Raw genomic sequence first — 15,493 nt, forward strand, 5'->3', positions numbered from 1 at the left:
TATAGTCTGAGATCCTGACATTCAAAAGTACGCCCGACAGGAGTCGAACCTGTAACCTACGGCTTAGAAGGCCGTTGCTCTATCCAGTTGAGCTACGGGCGCTCAAAACAATCCTAAATTTTAAATTCTGAATTTTGAATTGTTTTGCTCCGCATTTGGCGCCCGATTTTTAAATCAATATTCAAAATTAAGAATTCAAAATTTGTTGTGTCGGGGAGACAGGATTTGAACCTGCGACCCTTCGCTCCCAAAGCGAATGCGCTACCGGACTGCGCTACTCCCCGATTCCTTCTCAGAAAGATGTCAAATATAAGAGTCTTCGCATCTCAAATCAATTTCAAAACAAAATGAATTTTACTCCCGCAACTTCACCCACCATTCTGTTAAAAATCCGATTCCATAGGCTGTGAGCTGGATAAATGTAGTTGCTATACTGAGGACGCCGATATAGATACTTTTATTCTTGTAGGCAGCGTGGACAAATAACAGTGCGAGGAATAAGAAAAAAGGTGTACACAACAGGGAAAAGAGCTCGGCATTCCACAACGGAAGTGATACAAAGGACAACAGTCCGATGGTAAAAAGTGCCGGCAGCGTATGTACAGCTTTAATTTCAGACGGATAAAACCGGCTGATGTTAATGCGGGCGCGACCAAAAAAGTGGAGCTGCTTAAAAAATTGGGACAGGCTTGTTCGTCGTTTGTGATAGACAAAGGCATCCTCGATAAGAGCCGTGGTAAAGCCGGCCTTGATAATACGGATACTAAACTCGATATCTTCCCCCATACGCGTGATGCGATAGCCGCCGGTTTCTTTGTAGACCTCCCGGGAGATCCCCATGTTAAAACTCCGGGGGTGAAACGTGCCGGCGTGACGTTTGTTCCCGCGGATACCCCCGGTGGTAAGGGGAGAGGTCATTGCATAGCTGATCGCTTTCTGAACAGGCGTAAAATTCTCATGAGCCCGATCAGGTCCGCCGTATGCATCGACCGGATGGTGCTGCAGGTACTGGTTCACTGTTTCAAAATAATGGGACGGAATAATACAATCCGAGTCGAAAACAACCAGGTAATCGCCGCTCGCTCGCTCGAATCCAAAGTTGCGGCTAAAACCCTGACCTGAATTTTCTTTGTAGAAATAATGGAGATCAAGCTGGTTGCTGTACCGGTCTGCCACTTTTTTACAACGTTCTTCGGAACCATCTTCGATAATCAGCGTTTCAAAGTTTTGATAGGTCTGCCTGTTAAGGCTTTCCAACAGTTCGTCGACTTCCCGGGGACGATTATAAACCGGAATAATGACCGAAAAAAACATGCTTGACTGTCTAAATAAAGTTAAAAGTTGCCCGGATTTCACCTGGAAATACCGGAAAAGCCAAATCTACAAATAATATTTTATAATTATGGATTGTTATTAATCTGCATATCTGTTAAAAAATCCCGTTCTTAAAGTCTTTTAATTTTAATACTTGAGTATTTTTTTTCATTTATGATTCGCAATCTCCTTCCCCTGTTCTATATCCTTTTTTCATATGTTATTCTTCCTGTCCCAGCTTCGGCACAGTCCATTAACGTTTCGGTGACACCGGCGACGTCCGGGAATGGTCCCTCGGTCTTTTCACTGGCCAACGGAACTTCCGTTGAGCTCGAATCCCGGAAAATTCGCTTCCCAGGTTCCGGATTCAGCTCTGATTTTGCCGCCGTGGGTATTTCGCCCGATCGAACTGTCGTCAGCCTGCTGGATAATGTAAAGGGCAGGGCAGGGGTCACCTTGCTGAGCGCCGGGGGCGATACGCTGAATAAATACACCTCTATCGCTTTAGGTTCCAATGACCCGTCATTGTCTGCATATCCCACAAATGCGGGACACCTGCTGCTTCGCAACAATATTATGAATTTTACTTTCCACGACGAACTGGGAGAGGTCGGGACTAATATATCAAACGGAAGCAGTACCCGGCAGGGAGAGACGATCTCCGAGCTGGTGACGAATCCAGACCACGAGACATTCATTATTTATACCTCTAAAATAAAGTCGGGTAATTCGGTCGGCTCAAAAGTTCAGTTGATTGATGCCGATAAACAGCTCCGGCGAATCTTTCGGAGCGATGACCGGTATATCAAAGATCTAAAGCTTTCGGATGAGGGAAGCATGCTCACGATCGTTACGGCAGCTGACGGAACGAACGACCGGGTGATCGTTATGGATAAATACGGGAATGAGATCAATACGATTGTTTCGGAAGAGGAACTGGCTGGAGCAAGTTTGGCGGATGACGGGAAACATCTGACCCTGTTTTCAGAGAACAGGATCCGGGTTTACGATCTGTTGAATGCCAAGAATATAGGCAGCACCAGCTTGCGGCAACCGGTTTTTATGGCTGATTATTTTTCGGAGGATGATATGTTACTTATTATCAGCGGTTATTATTCATCCTCTTCGGCGAATCTTAACAATATTGAAGTTAAGGCGGTTGACCTGGTCAGGCGGGATATTGTAAGCGAAAATTTTTCGGAAGAGCTACATTTTCATGAGGCCTTTACGACGGATATAAAAAGAACGTCATCCAACAAGTATCAATTAGAGGGTGCCAATAAAGAGCTGAGTATAGAGGTCGCTTTTTAACGCACCCCGGTCCCCCCACCCCCGGATTAGACAAAAAGCTCGTATAGCTTACTTATAGAGTATAAGAAGCCTTTGCAAAAACCGTTCTTTTGGCAATATCTGCATTTTAGCACCTTCAAAATTCTCACCCATGATTTATTTGCTGTAATTTTGAAGGTACTCAGGCTTTTAAAATTCCTGGTTTTTCAAAGGCTTCTATAAATAAAAAAGGCCTCCGTGGGGAGGCCTTTTAATTTGATTACTTTTTAATTTTAACCGATTGTTATGGATTGGTGAACTATGCTTTGGCTTCGGATGGTGATTCCTTGTTCTCAGAACTGTTCTTATCACCACCATCGCTGTCGTCACTATTGTCACTATCCTCCGTTTCCGTTTTACCGCCTTCGATAGCGGCCGTGGTATCATTTCCATTCCCCTTAATCCAGTCGAAGGTTAATCCGTCTCTGGCCTTGTTCATTTTGATCTTGATTTTCGATCCCTCGGGATGTTCGGACTCGAGCAATTCTTCCGCCAGCGGTTCCTCTACATACTTTTGTATAGCTCGTTTCAGGGGACGCGCACCATATTTCTGGTCGAATCCTTTGTCGCTGATGAAATCCTTGGCGCCCTTGGTGACCTCAACCTCATAGCCGAGTTCACGAATGCGTTTAAAGAGATCATCCGAGAGCAGGTCGATAATTTGGAAAATATCCTCCTTCTCGAGTGCACGGAAAGTGATCACATCATCAATACGGTTGAGAAATTCCGGATTGAAGACTTTCTTCAGGGCATCCTGTATGGTTGATTTCATCTTCTCATAGTCGAGGCTGCTGTCACCGGATGAAAAACCGATACCCTGACCGAGGTTACGGATATCCCGGGCTCCGATGTTGGAAGTCATAATAATAATGGTATTGCGAAAGTCGACCTTGCGTCCCAGGCTGTCGGTAAGGATACCGTCATCGAGTACCTGCAGTAATATATTGAACACATCGGGATGCGCTTTTTCTATCTCATCCAGGAGTACCACACTGTAGGGCTTGCGACGTACTTTTTCGGTAAGCATGCCGCCCTCTTCGTATCCCACATAGCCCGGGGGAGCCCCGACCAGGCGTGACACGGAAAACTTCTCCATATACTCACTCATGTCGATACGAATCAGCGCATCCTCCTTATCGAAAAGATAGCGTGCCAGCACTTTGGCCATTTCCGTCTTACCGACGCCCGTCGGTCCCAGGAAAATAAATGATCCGATGGGGCGCGTCGGGTCCTTGAGTCCCGCCCGGGTGCGTTTGATAGCCTTGGTAAGTTTGACAATCGCTTCGTTCTGGCCAATAATTTGCTTGGAAAGTTCTTCCTTCATTTTGACCAGCTTCTTGCTTTCACTCTGGCTGATTTTACTGACCGGAATACCGCTCATCATGCCGACAACTTTGGCTACGTCATCTTCTTCAACATCATAGATAATTTCCTCCGACTCTTTCTCCCATTCATTTTGGGCCTGTTCAAGTTCATCCGTCAGTCGCTTTTCCTTATCACGGAGGCGGGCCGCTTCTTCAAAGCGCTGCTTCTTGACCATGCCGTTTTTCTCCTTGCTGGTCTCTTCGATCTCTTCTTCGAGGTCGATGATATGTTGGGGCACATGGATGTTTGAGAGGTGTACCCGTGCGCCGGCCTCGTCTAACGCATCGATAGCTTTGTCAGGCAGAAAATGATCGGTCACATACCGATCGGTCAGTTTCACGCAGGCTTCAATAGCTTCCTTCGAATAAGCAACACTGTGATGTTGTTCGTACTTGTCCTTGATTTGACTAAGGATTTCAATGGTTTCTTCCGGTGTTGTGGGGTCCACCATGATTTTCTGGAACCGTCGCTCGAGGGCCCCGTCTTTTTCAATATGCTGGCGATATTCATTGAGCGTCGTCGCTCCGATAGCCTGTACCTCTCCACGGGCCAGCGCCGGCTTCAGCATATTAGAGGCATCCAGTGAGCCACTGGCTCCGCCGGCTCCCACGATGGTATGAAGCTCATCGATGAACAGGATGACATTCTCTGTTTTCTCCAGCTCACCCATGACGGCTTTCATGCGTTCTTCAAACTGTCCGCGATATTTCGTGCCGGCAACAAGTGCGGCGAGGTCCAGGGCGATAACGCGCTTGTCGTACAAAACACGGGATACTTTGCGTTCCATGATGCGGGTGGCCAGTCCTTCGGCAATAGCGGTTTTACCAACTCCCGGCTCTCCAATCAGTACCGGGTTATTCTTCTTGCGCCGGCTCAGCACCTGGGCCACGCGTTCAATTTCTTCTTCCCGACCGATAATCGGATCGAGTTTATCATCTTCAGCCATCTGGGTCAAATCGCGGCCGAAGTTGTCGAGTACGGGTGTTTTTGATTTTTCCATCTTTTTTTCTCGTGAGCTTCCGGACGATTGCGAACCTTTTGATGAAGAAGACAGGCTCGCCGAGACAGATCGAGAATCCTGACGGTCATCATCCGGTGATTTTCCTGAAATAATAAGATCCAGTTCTTCTCGAACTGCATCGTACGACACATTAAACTGCTGCAGTATCTGGGCCGCGATATTTTCATCATCGCGCAAAAGTGAAAGCAGCAGATGTTCCGTGCCTATGGTATCACTTTTGTAGAGCTTAGCTTCCAGGTAGGTTATCCGCAGTACCTTCTCAGCCTGTTTGGTGAGCGGAATGTTACCCACTTTTACAGATCCACCGGTACCACGCACCGTATCTTCAACGGTTTTCTTTAGCTTGAAAAGATCACAGTTCAGATTTTTCAAGATTTTAACAGCTACACCTTCGCCAAGACGTACAATTCCTAAAATTAAATGCTCTGTGCCGATATAATCATGACCCAATCGCAGCGCTTCTTCGCGGCTGAATTGGATGACATCTCGAACTTTGCTTGAGAAATTACCCTCCATAAAACAAATCTTCTTAAACTTTTTGGGTTACCTGTCAATCGGTAAAACGAGTGAATCGAATATTTAGTTCATATTCTTTAACGAAAGTAGTACTGGGATCGTGCAAAAGCAAACAAAAAGAGTGGATTTACCTGTTGATGAACAGAAATTTTAAAATAATCGGGCTTGTGCCGGGTTATAATCCCGAAATACTTTTTATAAGCGTTTAAACGAACAGAATCATTTGATTTTAGCGACTTAGAATAGGGGGGTGCCCGTCATTTCTTCCGGCTGAGGCAGTCCCATTAGCTTCAGCAGGGTTGGAGCTACGTCTGCAAGAATGCCGTCATGCATGTTCTTGGCCTCCGGTTCGTTCAAAATAAGCGCGGGAACCGGTGCCGCTGTGTGCGCGGTATGCGGGTTTCCATTTTCGTCAATCATGCGATCTGCATTCCCGTGATCCGCCATAATGAGTATTTTGTAGCCGTGTTCGGTAGCGGTTTCCACTACTTTTTGAAGCTGGGTATCAATGGTTTCCACGGCGCGAATGGCGGCTTCCATATCGCCGGTATGTCCCACCATATCGGGATTGGCAAAATTTAATATAGCTAAATGGTGCTTCCCGGTCTTGAGCTGTGTACAGAGTTTCTCAGCTACTTCAGGCGCACTCATTTCGGGCTGGAGATCGTAAGTTGCTACCTTGGGACTCGGGATAAGGACGCGCTGCTCTCCCTTGAACGGTTCTTCCTCCCCGCCATTAAAAAAATAGGTGACATGCGGATACTTTTCCGTTTCAGCAATGCGAAGCTGATTCAGGTTGTGACGACTGACGACTTCTCCCAGCGTATTGTTAAGCGCCAGGGGAGGGTAGGCCACTTCCACATCAAAGGTATCATCGTATGCGGTGAACGTAGCGTAATGCAAATCAAGATTCTGATCGACCTCAAACTTATCGAATCCGGGCTCGGTGAGGGCACGGGTAATCTGACGCGCCCGGTCCCCCCTGATGTTATAGAAAATAATAACATCATTTTTCTGTATTCGGGAATCCGGGGATTGGTCGATCAGCTTGGGTTTGACGAACTCATCGGTAACGTCATTATCATACGATGCCTGAAGGGCCTCTTCCGGGGTATCGAACGCTTCACCCTGCCCATTTACCAGCAGGTCGTATGCCAGTTTGGTGCGTTCCCACCGGTTATCGCGATCCATGGCATAATATCTTCCCACGATAGATGCGATTGTTCCCGTTCCGATCTCGCCGGCTTGTTTCTCGAATTCTCTCACATAGTGCAGTCCCCCGTGAGGATCGGTATCCCGCCCGTCGGTAAAAGCGTGTACATAAGTATTGGGGACACCGGCTTTTTTGGCCAGCCGGAGCAAGGCGAAAAGATGGTTGTTGTGGCTGTGAACACCGCCATCGGAAAAAAGGCCCATCAGGTGGATGCGGCCGTTTTCTCTTGCCTTTTCAGCGGCGGTAGTGAGAACCTCATTCTCAAAAAAAGAGCCATCCTCGATGGATATGTTTACCCGGGTGAGCTCCTGGGGCACAATGCGTCCAGCCCCGATATTAAGATGCCCGACTTCAGAATTGCCAAACTGTCCCTCGGGCAGCCCGACCTTTTCGCCGCTGGCAATCAGTGTGCTGTGCGGGTGGTTTCGAAACAGACTGTCAATATACGGAGTATCAGCCCGCTCAATGGCGCTAACATCAGGGTCTTCAGCTATTCCGTAGCCGTCAAGTATAATCAGAAGCGCTTTCGATGTTGGATCAGCCAAAGCAGGGGGAATCTGTTTACAGGTTGTTCAGGTGTTGGGCCAGTTTCGACTTTCGCCGGGCTGCAAAGTTTTCGTGTACCAGTCCCTTGGCCGCCATTTTATCCAGATAAGAGGTCGCTTCCCTGACGGCTTCCTGCGCTTGCTCTTGGTCGGTTGTTTCAAGAGCGTTCTTAACCAGCGTTTTCATTTTTGAACGCTGCGGCTGATTATGCTTGCGACGTTTTTCGTTTTGTCGAACGCGTTTAATTGCTGACTTATGTTGTGGCATATATTTTTAAGAGTTTCTTATCAGTTCTTTAAATTTATTCGTATCATCTCCTTCGCCATTTCAGAAAGAACCCAAAGTTAAAATTTCTGGAATCATTAAACAAGAAATCATTGAAAAATTAACAAAAGAAGGGTAATTTAGGAGACTTTCCATAATGATCACAGTGATCGATGGACCGGCCGGTTCGGGTAAAAGTTCAACTGCGCGGGCCGTAGCCGATAGATTAGAGATTGAATATCTGGATTCCGGAGCGCTATATCGAGCCATAACCCTGCTCTATTTGCAGGCACACCGGAATGAAACAGCGTTCTTTCAATTGTTGCACCAAAAAGAGATCTCGTTCTGTTACCGCGACCAGCAGTTTCATATTGAAATTGACGGGACACCGGTAACCGACCATATTCGAACGCCAAGGGTGGCCGAATACGTCAGCAAGGTCGCTTCCATGCCGAATGTTCGGGCCTTTGTGAACAGGCTTATGCGTAAGGCGGTAGATGACGGGGTATATATTGCAGAAGGACGTGATCTGGGGACAGCCGTTTTTCCCGATGCCGAGCTGAAATTTTATATGTCAGCCGATATTGAGGAACGGGCCCGCCGGCGATACGAGGAGCGGAAGCCGGATAATCCCGGTCTCACGCTGGAAGAAGTGAAGCAGAATATCGAACAGCGGGATCACAGTGATGCGAGCAGAAAGGCAGATCCGCTTAAGAAAGCAGAGGACGCCATCCCCATTGATACGACAAATTTGAGTTTCGAACAACAGGTTGATCAAATTTGTTTACATATAACCAACCTGATGGAACGATAAGAACTATAATACTAACGCTAATCCCATTCCAAATCATTTGGAGTGCGGTAATTTTAATTAAAGCATATAATGACAGACGAACTAAAACAAGAACAAAACCAGGAAGAACCAGAAGAACAGACAGCAGTTACGGAGGAAGTCGCCGAAGAAGAATCGGAGAAGGCCAGGGAAGAATCTATTTCTGAAGAATCTGCCAGCGAAGAGGAATCTGCGGCTGATGCTGCTGATGAAACTGAAGAAGAGGAAGGGGGACAGCAAGAGCCTGAAGAAGTTTCGGTACCCTCCTTTTCCGGCGATATAGATGAAGCCGACACCTATACCTATGATCAGCTGCAAGCTGCCTCGGAAGATTATTCCGATGAAGAGTTTCATCAGCTTGCGGATATGTATGAAAATACGCTCAATGAGATTGAGGAGAAGGAGATTGTCACCGGGCGTGTTGTCTCCGTTGATGAAGATTATGTAATTGTTGATATCGGGTTTAAGTCTGAGGGTATTGTACAGACGAATGAATTTCCCGATGAAGTGGTTGAAAACCTCGCACCCGGCGATGAAGTGGATGTATTTCTGGATAAGGTGGAAGATCAGGAAGGCCAGCTCATCCTTTCCCGGCGCAAGGCTGACATTCTGCATGCCTGGGAGACCATTGAACGCGCTGCTGAAACCGGTGAAATTGTTGAAGGATATATCAAACGCCGTATCAAGGGGGGTATGGTGGCGGATATTATGGGGATCGACGCTTTCCTGCCGGGCTCACAAATCGATGTGCGTCCCGTCCGTGATTTTGATGCCTATGTAGGCAAGACCATGGAATTTCAGGTGGTCAAGCTGAATATGCACGCAGAGAACGTTGTGGTATCGCACCGAGCGCTTATCGAGTCTGACCTTGAAGAACAGCGCGAAGAAATTCTCTCTACGATTGAAGAGGGACAGGTACTTGAAGGAATTGTTAAAAATATTACCGATTTCGGTGTATTTATCGACCTCGGCGGGGTCGACGGACTGTTGCATATTACGGATCTTTCCTGGGGACGAGTGGAGCATCCCAAGGAAATTGTTTCGCTGGACCAGCGCATGAACGTGGCGGTTATTGATTTCGACGATGAATCCAAACGGGTTTCGCTCGGACTCAAACAGCTGCAGCCGCATCCGTGGGATGAAATCGATCTTAAGTATCCCGAAAACATTCAGGTGCAGGGTCGCGTGGTATCCATTGCTGATTACGGAGCCTTTATCGAGCTCGAAAAAGGCGTCGAGGGACTGATTCACATTAGCGAAATGTCATGGACACAGCATATCAAGCACCCGTCGCAGCTGGTCAGCAAAGACGATATTATCGACTGCGTGGTGTTGAATGTAAATGAGCCGGAAAAGAAAATTTCCCTGGGCGTCAAGCAGCTTGAGAAAGATCCCTGGGAGGAAATTGACAAGCGCTATCCCGTGGGTTCCAAGCACAAGGGAACCGTTCGCAATCTTACCAACTTCGGTGTGTTTGTTGAGCTCGAACCCGGCATTGACGGACTCATCCACATCTCTGACCTGAGCTGGACCGAGAAGGTCAATCATCCGAATGAGATTATCGACAAGGATGAGGAGATCGAAGTTGTTATTTTGGCCATTGATTTCGAGAACCGTCGAATTACACTGGGTCACAAGCAGATTGAAGATAATCCCTGGGAGCAGTTTGCCGAAGAGTACGGCGGCACGAACAAGGTAGAAGGCGAAGTGGCCGATATTACCGACAAAGGAGTGTTCGTAACGTTGCCTCACGGACTTAAAGGTTTTATTCCCGCCAGCAAGACCGAAGCGGATGGCGAGCCCTCCGAAAACTTTGCTGAAGGGGATTCTGTAGAAGCGTTTGTAATTGAGCTTGATGAAACAAACAAGAATATTACACTGAGTCAGCGCGAGCAGGATGTGAAGAAAGCCAAGTCCACATCTTCATCAACCCAGAAGAAAAGCCGGTCCAAGAAGAAAAAATCCTCACCGCAAACGGGTACTCCTACGTTGGGTGAGATGTCGGGTCTGGCCGATCTTAAGGAGCAGATGGCTGCCAAAGAAAAGGCCGAAGCCGCAGAAAGACTTCAGGCTGCCGCTAAAGAGGCTGACAAGGAGGAGGAAAAAGATGATGAAGAGCAGGAGTAACTCCTGAATAGCTTTGCTAACATCTGTTTGTTTTGTAGCATGTTAAAAAGGCTCAGTGTTTAACGACACTGGGCCTTTTTCTTTTTGAAGCCTTAAGGAAGATGATTATTATTTTTATGGTCATCATGGCGTCCCCTATGCCTATGCTAAAAAAATGCTTTGCACCTTTTGTCTTGATACAAAAGGTGCGTAAAAGAAAAATTTTAGCCGCTACGATTACGGCACCTGCACGGACGACATCACCCGGTCTATCAGATCCTCGGAGGTGACCTCCTCGGCCTCCGCTTCGAAGGTCGGAATAATACGATGACGGAGGACATCCATGGCAATGGTGCGTACGTCTTCCGGCGTGACATATGCCCGGTGTTCCATAAAGGCGTGGGCTCGCGCAGCCAGATTCAGATTAATGGACGCCCGGGGTGAAGCTCCGAAGTTAATCAGCTCCGACAGATCATCGAGACCATATTTTTCCGGATTACGGGTAGCGAATACCAGGTCAATAATATATTGTTCTACCTTCTCGTCAATGTATATCTGGTCCACTACCTTACGGGCCTTTAATACTTTCTCGGTCGTGATAACCGGTTTCAGCTCCTCTTTTTTTCCCGTTTTGGCCATGCGGCGCATAATCTCAAGCTCTTCACTCTCCGTGGGATAGTCAATATTGATTTTCATCATAAACCGGTCAACCTGTGCTTCGGGCAGGGGATAGGTCCCTTCCTGCTCCACCGGGTTCTGTGTCGCCAGTACCAGGAACGGTTCATCCAGCGGGTAAGTGGTTTCGCCGATTGTAACCTGCAGTTCCTGCATGGCTTCCAAAAGGGCGCTTTGTACTTTGGCCGGCGAACGGTTAATCTCGTCAGCCAAAATGATGTTCGAGAAAATGGGCCCTTTTTTGACTGTAAATTCCGCTTCTTTCTGGTTATAGATCAAGGTACCGATCAGGTCGGCGGGCAGCAGGTCCGGGGTAAACTGCAGTCGCTGGAACTTCGTGTTTATTACCGTGGCGAGGGATGAGACGGTCAGTGTTTTTGCAAGCCCCGGCACTCCCTCCAGCAGTACGTGCCCGTCGGCCAGCAGTCCGACCAGCAACCGGTCGATCATATATCGCTGCCCCACAATCACCTTATTCAGTTCAGTATAAATATCTTCAATAAAGGCACTGGACTGTTGAATTTTTTCTCCCAGTTCCTGCATATCTACGGGTGTTGATGTATAGGACATGACAAATGTAATAGTTTGATTTAGAATTTGATTATGTAATAGCTATTTTCCGGCGCAGAAAAACTAACCGGCTTAAGTTAACAAATGGAAATCATAGATTCTTTTTTATTAGGATTAATTCAGGGGCTGACGGAATTTCTGCCGATCAGCAGTTCCGGCCATCTTGTTCTGGGCAAGGAATTGCTCGGTGGAGATTTTGAAAAGAATATCACGTTCGAAGTTATTGTACATTTTGGCACTTTGTGCAGTATTCTGCTTTATTATAAAAAGGAAATTGGTGCGATCCTATCTTCACTTTGGAAACTGCTTAGCAAGCCCACAGAGATACGACAACGATACAAAACGGATAATAATATTAAACTTTCATGGTTTATCCTGATCAGCATGATTCCCGCTGCCCTGGTGGGACTCACGATGGAGGAGACGATTGAAAGTGTTTTTCTCAGCCCCTTTCCGGTTTCCGTTATGTTGCTGGTTACTGGTATTATTCTGTTTAGTACCCGTTTCCGGAGAAAACACCCCAACAATCTGACCTCCGGCAGCGCTTTCGGTATCGGACTGGCCCAGGCCTTTGCTATTCTTCCGGGCATAAGCCGGTCGGGTTCGACGATATCGCTCGGGTTGTACCTGGGAATAAAAAGGGAGGAGGTGGCTAATTTTTCTTTTCTGATGGTCATCCCGGTTATCGGGGGTGCCATGCTGCTCAAGACGGTGGAAATGGTGGAGGCCGGGGTTCCCTTTGATACGCTGCTGGGACTCATCATCGGCTTTGTGGCCTCATTTGTTTCGGGCTATTTTGCGCTTAAATATTTGATTATTCTGCTCCGCAGCAAGGGTATCCACCCGTTTGCCTGGTATTGCTGGATATTAGGTGGCATCGGAGTCCTGTACTATTGGTAAATTTCATATTTACAGTTGATGCCGTTTTTAAATTTATCTACCTTTGAAGCCACTAAAACAAATTGGATGATATGATTACTTATTTATTTATCTTTTTAGCGGTACTGGCCGTTGCTTCCGCACTGGCCATGGTCATAAACAAGAATACCGTCAACAGTGCGCTTTTCTTGGTGTTGAACATGGTATCGCTCGCGGGTATGTACCTGCTGCTGGAGGCACAGTTTTTGGCTGTTATCCAGATTTTGGTGTATGCGGGAGCCATTATGGTACTCTTTTTATTTGTCATTATGCTGCTTAATGTGGATGAGGAACAGAGTCTGTTCAACAAATTTCGCATCAAATATTTTGTGGCCTTTCTGCTGGGTGTCGGCGTATTTTCTCAGATTCTATACAGCATCGGCAGTTTTTCAGACACCCTTCCGGTCGTCTCCGAAAAGATGGCTGAGATGGGCACGGTGGAGGCCGTGGGGGATGTGCTTTACACGGATTACCTGTTGCCCTTTGAAATAACCGCTATCCTGTTGACTGCGGCCGTCGTGGGTGCCCTCATTGTTGCACAACTTAAAATTAAACCTGCTACAGAAGAATAAGATGATTAGTATAGATTGGTATTTGGCCCTTAGTGCTATCCTTTTTACGATCGGAATTATAGGTGTACTCATCCGTAAGAATGCGATCGTCATTTTTATGTGTGTAGAGCTGATGCTGAATGCCGTAAACCTGACACTTATATCCTTCAGCAGTCACTATGGTAATGTTGACGGGCAGATTTTGGTTTTCTTTTCACTGGCGGTCGCCGCGGCTGAAGCGGTTGTGGGCCTGGCGATTATTATTGCGATTTTTCGTAATAATCTGTCTGTTGATATCAGCCGCGTTAATTTATTGCGGTGGTAAATAAACCTACCTTCATACCAAAACAAACAAGGCCATTAAAATAAATCCCAGCAGGATAAAAGCCATGGCGGCATGGATAGGCGCGGTAAAATCATCCGTCTTTACAGGCCGGCCGGAGGCATCGGTATCCCCGGAATAGAAATACTTGCGGGGATTCCTGGAAATACGGCTGATTCCCTGAGCAGCCTTCAGCACGATGTCTTCTGCTGCGGCAAAAACACGATCGGGAAACCGGACAAAAACTGTTCGGACCAGACGAGCCGGCCGGCGATAAAACCAATCCAGATCAAGTGAGATATTGGGAGCCGTGTTGAGTTTGTCTTTTAAAAACCAAAAGCCGATAAAGCCGAATATCAGAATTTGAGTCATCTCCACAAGGTGATAAGCGGTATAGGGATGGTATTCCACAGGGTAGGGGAGATACGTATACAGCAGTGAAGGAAAGACGCCGAATAAGACACAGAAAAAGGCGGCGATTCCCATAGCAATTTTCATATTGACGGGTACCTGGTCGACTGTAAACTCGCTTTTAGCCGGTCCGAACCAGGTGAAGTAGGGCAGCTTCAGCCCCGTATGCAAGAACGTGCCTATGGAGGCTAAAAGCAGTATTATGGTAGCCGTTTCCATATGCGCATCACCGACAGCGCTGATAATCATCGACTTGCTTATAAAACCGTTAAATAGCGGAGCTCCGGAAATAGCCAATCCCCCGATAATATAAAGAATCACAACCAGGGGCATTTTTTTGGCAAAGCCCCCGAGTTCCGAAAGCTTGTTTTTGCCTGTGGCATACATGACGGCGCCGGCGCCCATAAAGAGCAGCGATTTATACAGGATGTGACTGAATGCATGGGCCGCTGCCCCGTTAAGAGCCATCTCGGTGCCGATGCCGATACCCGTAACCATGTACCCGATCTGACTAATGATACTGTAGGCGAGAATTTCACGTATGTCATTGGCAAGCAGCGCATAGATAGTCCCCCAGACAGCCATAGTCAGTCCGGCCCAGATCAGGATATCCCAACCGGGGAACAGGCGAATCAACACATAGACTGCAGATTTTGTTGTCAGGGCGCACATGAAAACCGCTCCGGTAATGGTCGCTTTGGGATACGCATCCGCCAGCCACGCATGCAGCGGGGGGATGGCAGAGTTTATGGCCACGCCGGTCAGCATCAGTGTGCTTGAGAGCGTATGCTCCGGAGCGAGGGGGCCCAGCAAAAGAGAGCCCCCCTCCGAGAGGTGCAGCAGTACACCACTGAGCAGGAGTCCCCCGCCCAGGGCATGGACCAGTATATATCGCATCCCTGCCTTGTCGGACCGTTCCGTCCGCCGGGCCCAAATCAGGTAGGAGGAAGTCACGGCCATAATTTCCCAGTAGACAATAAGGGTAAAAAAGTCCCCCGCAAAAGTAACCCCGAGCGCACCGCCGGCATAGGCAAGGGCAGAGGCCTGCTGTCCCAGCTCTTTCATGTGCAGGGCATAGATTCCGCCTACAATTGTGATAAGGGCGAAGATGGTACCAAAGATACGGCTCAGGGCATCAACGGTGAGCAGGTGAAGCTCATAATTCGCCAGTGTGGCCTGCAACAGACTTCCCTCGGGAAGCATCCACAGAACGCCCAGAGCTATGGTCGGAAACAGGATAAATGCCGTCCCGCGCGCTTGCCGGGGAAGCAGCGGCAGCATAAATGCTCCGGCAATTAAAATGACAGCCGGTATCGTAAATAGTTCAACGATCATAATAATCTTCGTCTCTTAAGAGGATTAATTTTCCCAACCACAGGGAGAGAAATATAAGAACGGCAGAACCAACAAGTCCCAGGATGATATAAAATGCCGGAATATGGCTCCACCAGTGATCTCCGTGGTGTTCTACCATAGTGAATTCAACAATGAGACTTATCACTGTCAGAATTCCAAGTAATATCCAATGCCATTTCTTCAT

13 protein-coding genes and 2 tRNA genes are annotated in these 15,493 nt (G+C 47.6%); 6 read left to right on the forward strand and 9 right to left on the reverse strand.

Features of this window, described 5'->3' with window-relative positions; genetic code table 11:
- Positions 1 to 28: 28 nt before the first annotated feature.
- The 3 genes from BUB16_RS08940 to BUB16_RS08950 form a co-directional block, all read right to left on the reverse strand.
- A tRNA-Arg gene (locus BUB16_RS08940) sits at positions 29 to 102 on the reverse strand.
- Between the two features lie 108 nt (positions 103 to 210).
- Positions 211 to 284: transfer RNA gene (locus tag BUB16_RS08945), tRNA-Pro, on the reverse strand.
- A gap of 70 nt (positions 285 to 354) precedes the next feature.
- Positions 355 to 1,314 carry a glycosyltransferase family 2 protein gene (locus tag BUB16_RS08950; RefSeq protein ID WP_073062568.1) on the reverse strand — a complete coding sequence of 320 codons (960 nt, stop codon included), beginning with the start codon at positions 1,312 to 1,314 and terminating at the stop codon, positions 355 to 357.
- Between the two features lie 174 nt (positions 1,315 to 1,488).
- On the opposite strand from BUB16_RS08950, the gene BUB16_RS08955 reads away from it, so the two are divergent.
- The gene (locus tag BUB16_RS08955; RefSeq protein ID WP_073062570.1) at positions 1,489 to 2,625 is read left to right on the forward strand and encodes a hypothetical protein; all 1,137 of its coding nucleotides are present in this window, start codon (positions 1,489 to 1,491) and stop codon (positions 2,623 to 2,625) included.
- 277 nt (positions 2,626 to 2,902) lie between these two features.
- Here the strand turns inward: BUB16_RS08955 and BUB16_RS08960 are convergent, their stop codons facing one another.
- The 3 genes from BUB16_RS08960 to rpsT form a co-directional block, all read right to left on the reverse strand.
- Positions 2,903 to 5,545: an ATP-dependent Clp protease ATP-binding subunit gene (locus BUB16_RS08960; protein WP_073062572.1), complete on the reverse strand. Its 2,643-nt coding sequence runs from the start codon at positions 5,543 to 5,545 to the stop codon at positions 2,903 to 2,905.
- A 237-nt stretch (positions 5,546 to 5,782) separates the two neighbouring features.
- Positions 5,783 to 7,303 (reverse strand): 2,3-bisphosphoglycerate-independent phosphoglycerate mutase, encoded by a 1,521-nt coding sequence (gene gpmI / locus BUB16_RS08965; protein ID WP_073062574.1) that lies wholly within the window; start codon positions 7,301 to 7,303, stop codon positions 5,783 to 5,785.
- Between the two features lie 16 nt (positions 7,304 to 7,319).
- Positions 7,320 to 7,571 carry a 30S ribosomal protein S20 gene (rpsT, locus tag BUB16_RS08970; protein ID WP_073062576.1) on the reverse strand — a complete coding sequence of 84 codons (252 nt, stop codon included), beginning with the start codon at positions 7,569 to 7,571 and terminating at the stop codon, positions 7,320 to 7,322.
- Positions 7,572 to 7,725: 154 nt separating this feature from the next.
- Between rpsT and cmk the strand changes: the two genes are divergently transcribed.
- Positions 7,726 to 8,382, forward strand: a complete 657-nt coding sequence (gene cmk / locus BUB16_RS08975) for a (d)CMP kinase (RefSeq protein WP_073062579.1) — start codon at positions 7,726 to 7,728, stop codon at positions 8,380 to 8,382.
- Between the two features lie 69 nt (positions 8,383 to 8,451).
- Entirely contained in the window at positions 8,452 to 10,527 is a 2,076-nt protein-coding gene (gene rpsA, locus BUB16_RS08980; protein ID WP_073062581.1) for a 30S ribosomal protein S1, read from the forward strand.
- 216 nt (positions 10,528 to 10,743) lie between these two features.
- Here the strand turns inward: rpsA and BUB16_RS08985 are convergent, their stop codons facing one another.
- Positions 10,744 to 11,751, reverse strand: a complete 1,008-nt coding sequence (locus tag BUB16_RS08985; RefSeq protein WP_073062585.1) for an AAA family ATPase — start codon at positions 11,749 to 11,751, stop codon at positions 10,744 to 10,746.
- A gap of 84 nt (positions 11,752 to 11,835) precedes the next feature.
- Between BUB16_RS08985 and BUB16_RS08990 the strand changes: the two genes are divergently transcribed.
- From BUB16_RS08990 to nuoK, 3 genes are all read left to right on the forward strand, one after another.
- A complete protein-coding gene (locus tag BUB16_RS08990; RefSeq protein WP_073062588.1) occupies positions 11,836 to 12,651 on the forward strand; it encodes an undecaprenyl-diphosphate phosphatase in 816 nt (271 codons plus the stop codon).
- 71 nt (positions 12,652 to 12,722) lie between these two features.
- Positions 12,723 to 13,241 (forward strand): NADH-quinone oxidoreductase subunit J family protein, encoded by a 519-nt coding sequence (locus tag BUB16_RS08995; RefSeq protein WP_073062591.1) that lies wholly within the window; start codon positions 12,723 to 12,725, stop codon positions 13,239 to 13,241.
- A 1-nt stretch (position 13,242) separates the two neighbouring features.
- Positions 13,243 to 13,545 (forward strand): NADH-quinone oxidoreductase subunit NuoK, encoded by a 303-nt coding sequence (nuoK, locus tag BUB16_RS09000; protein WP_073062595.1) that lies wholly within the window; start codon positions 13,243 to 13,245, stop codon positions 13,543 to 13,545.
- A 12-nt stretch (positions 13,546 to 13,557) separates the two neighbouring features.
- Here the strand turns inward: nuoK and BUB16_RS09005 are convergent, their stop codons facing one another.
- Positions 13,558 to 15,288 carry a Na(+)/H(+) antiporter subunit D gene (locus BUB16_RS09005; protein WP_073062599.1) on the reverse strand — a complete coding sequence of 577 codons (1,731 nt, stop codon included), beginning with the start codon at positions 15,286 to 15,288 and terminating at the stop codon, positions 13,558 to 13,560.
- Positions 15,278 to 15,493 carry a hypothetical protein gene (locus BUB16_RS21465; protein WP_073062603.1) on the reverse strand — a complete coding sequence of 72 codons (216 nt, stop codon included), beginning with the start codon at positions 15,491 to 15,493 and terminating at the stop codon, positions 15,278 to 15,280. Before BUB16_RS21465 ends, BUB16_RS09005 begins: the two co-directional genes overlap by 11 nt.

Origin of the sequence: Fodinibius roseus (genome assembly GCF_900129315.1) — a bacterium.
GTDB lineage: Bacteria > Bacteroidota > Rhodothermia > Balneolales > Balneolaceae > Fodinibius > Fodinibius roseus.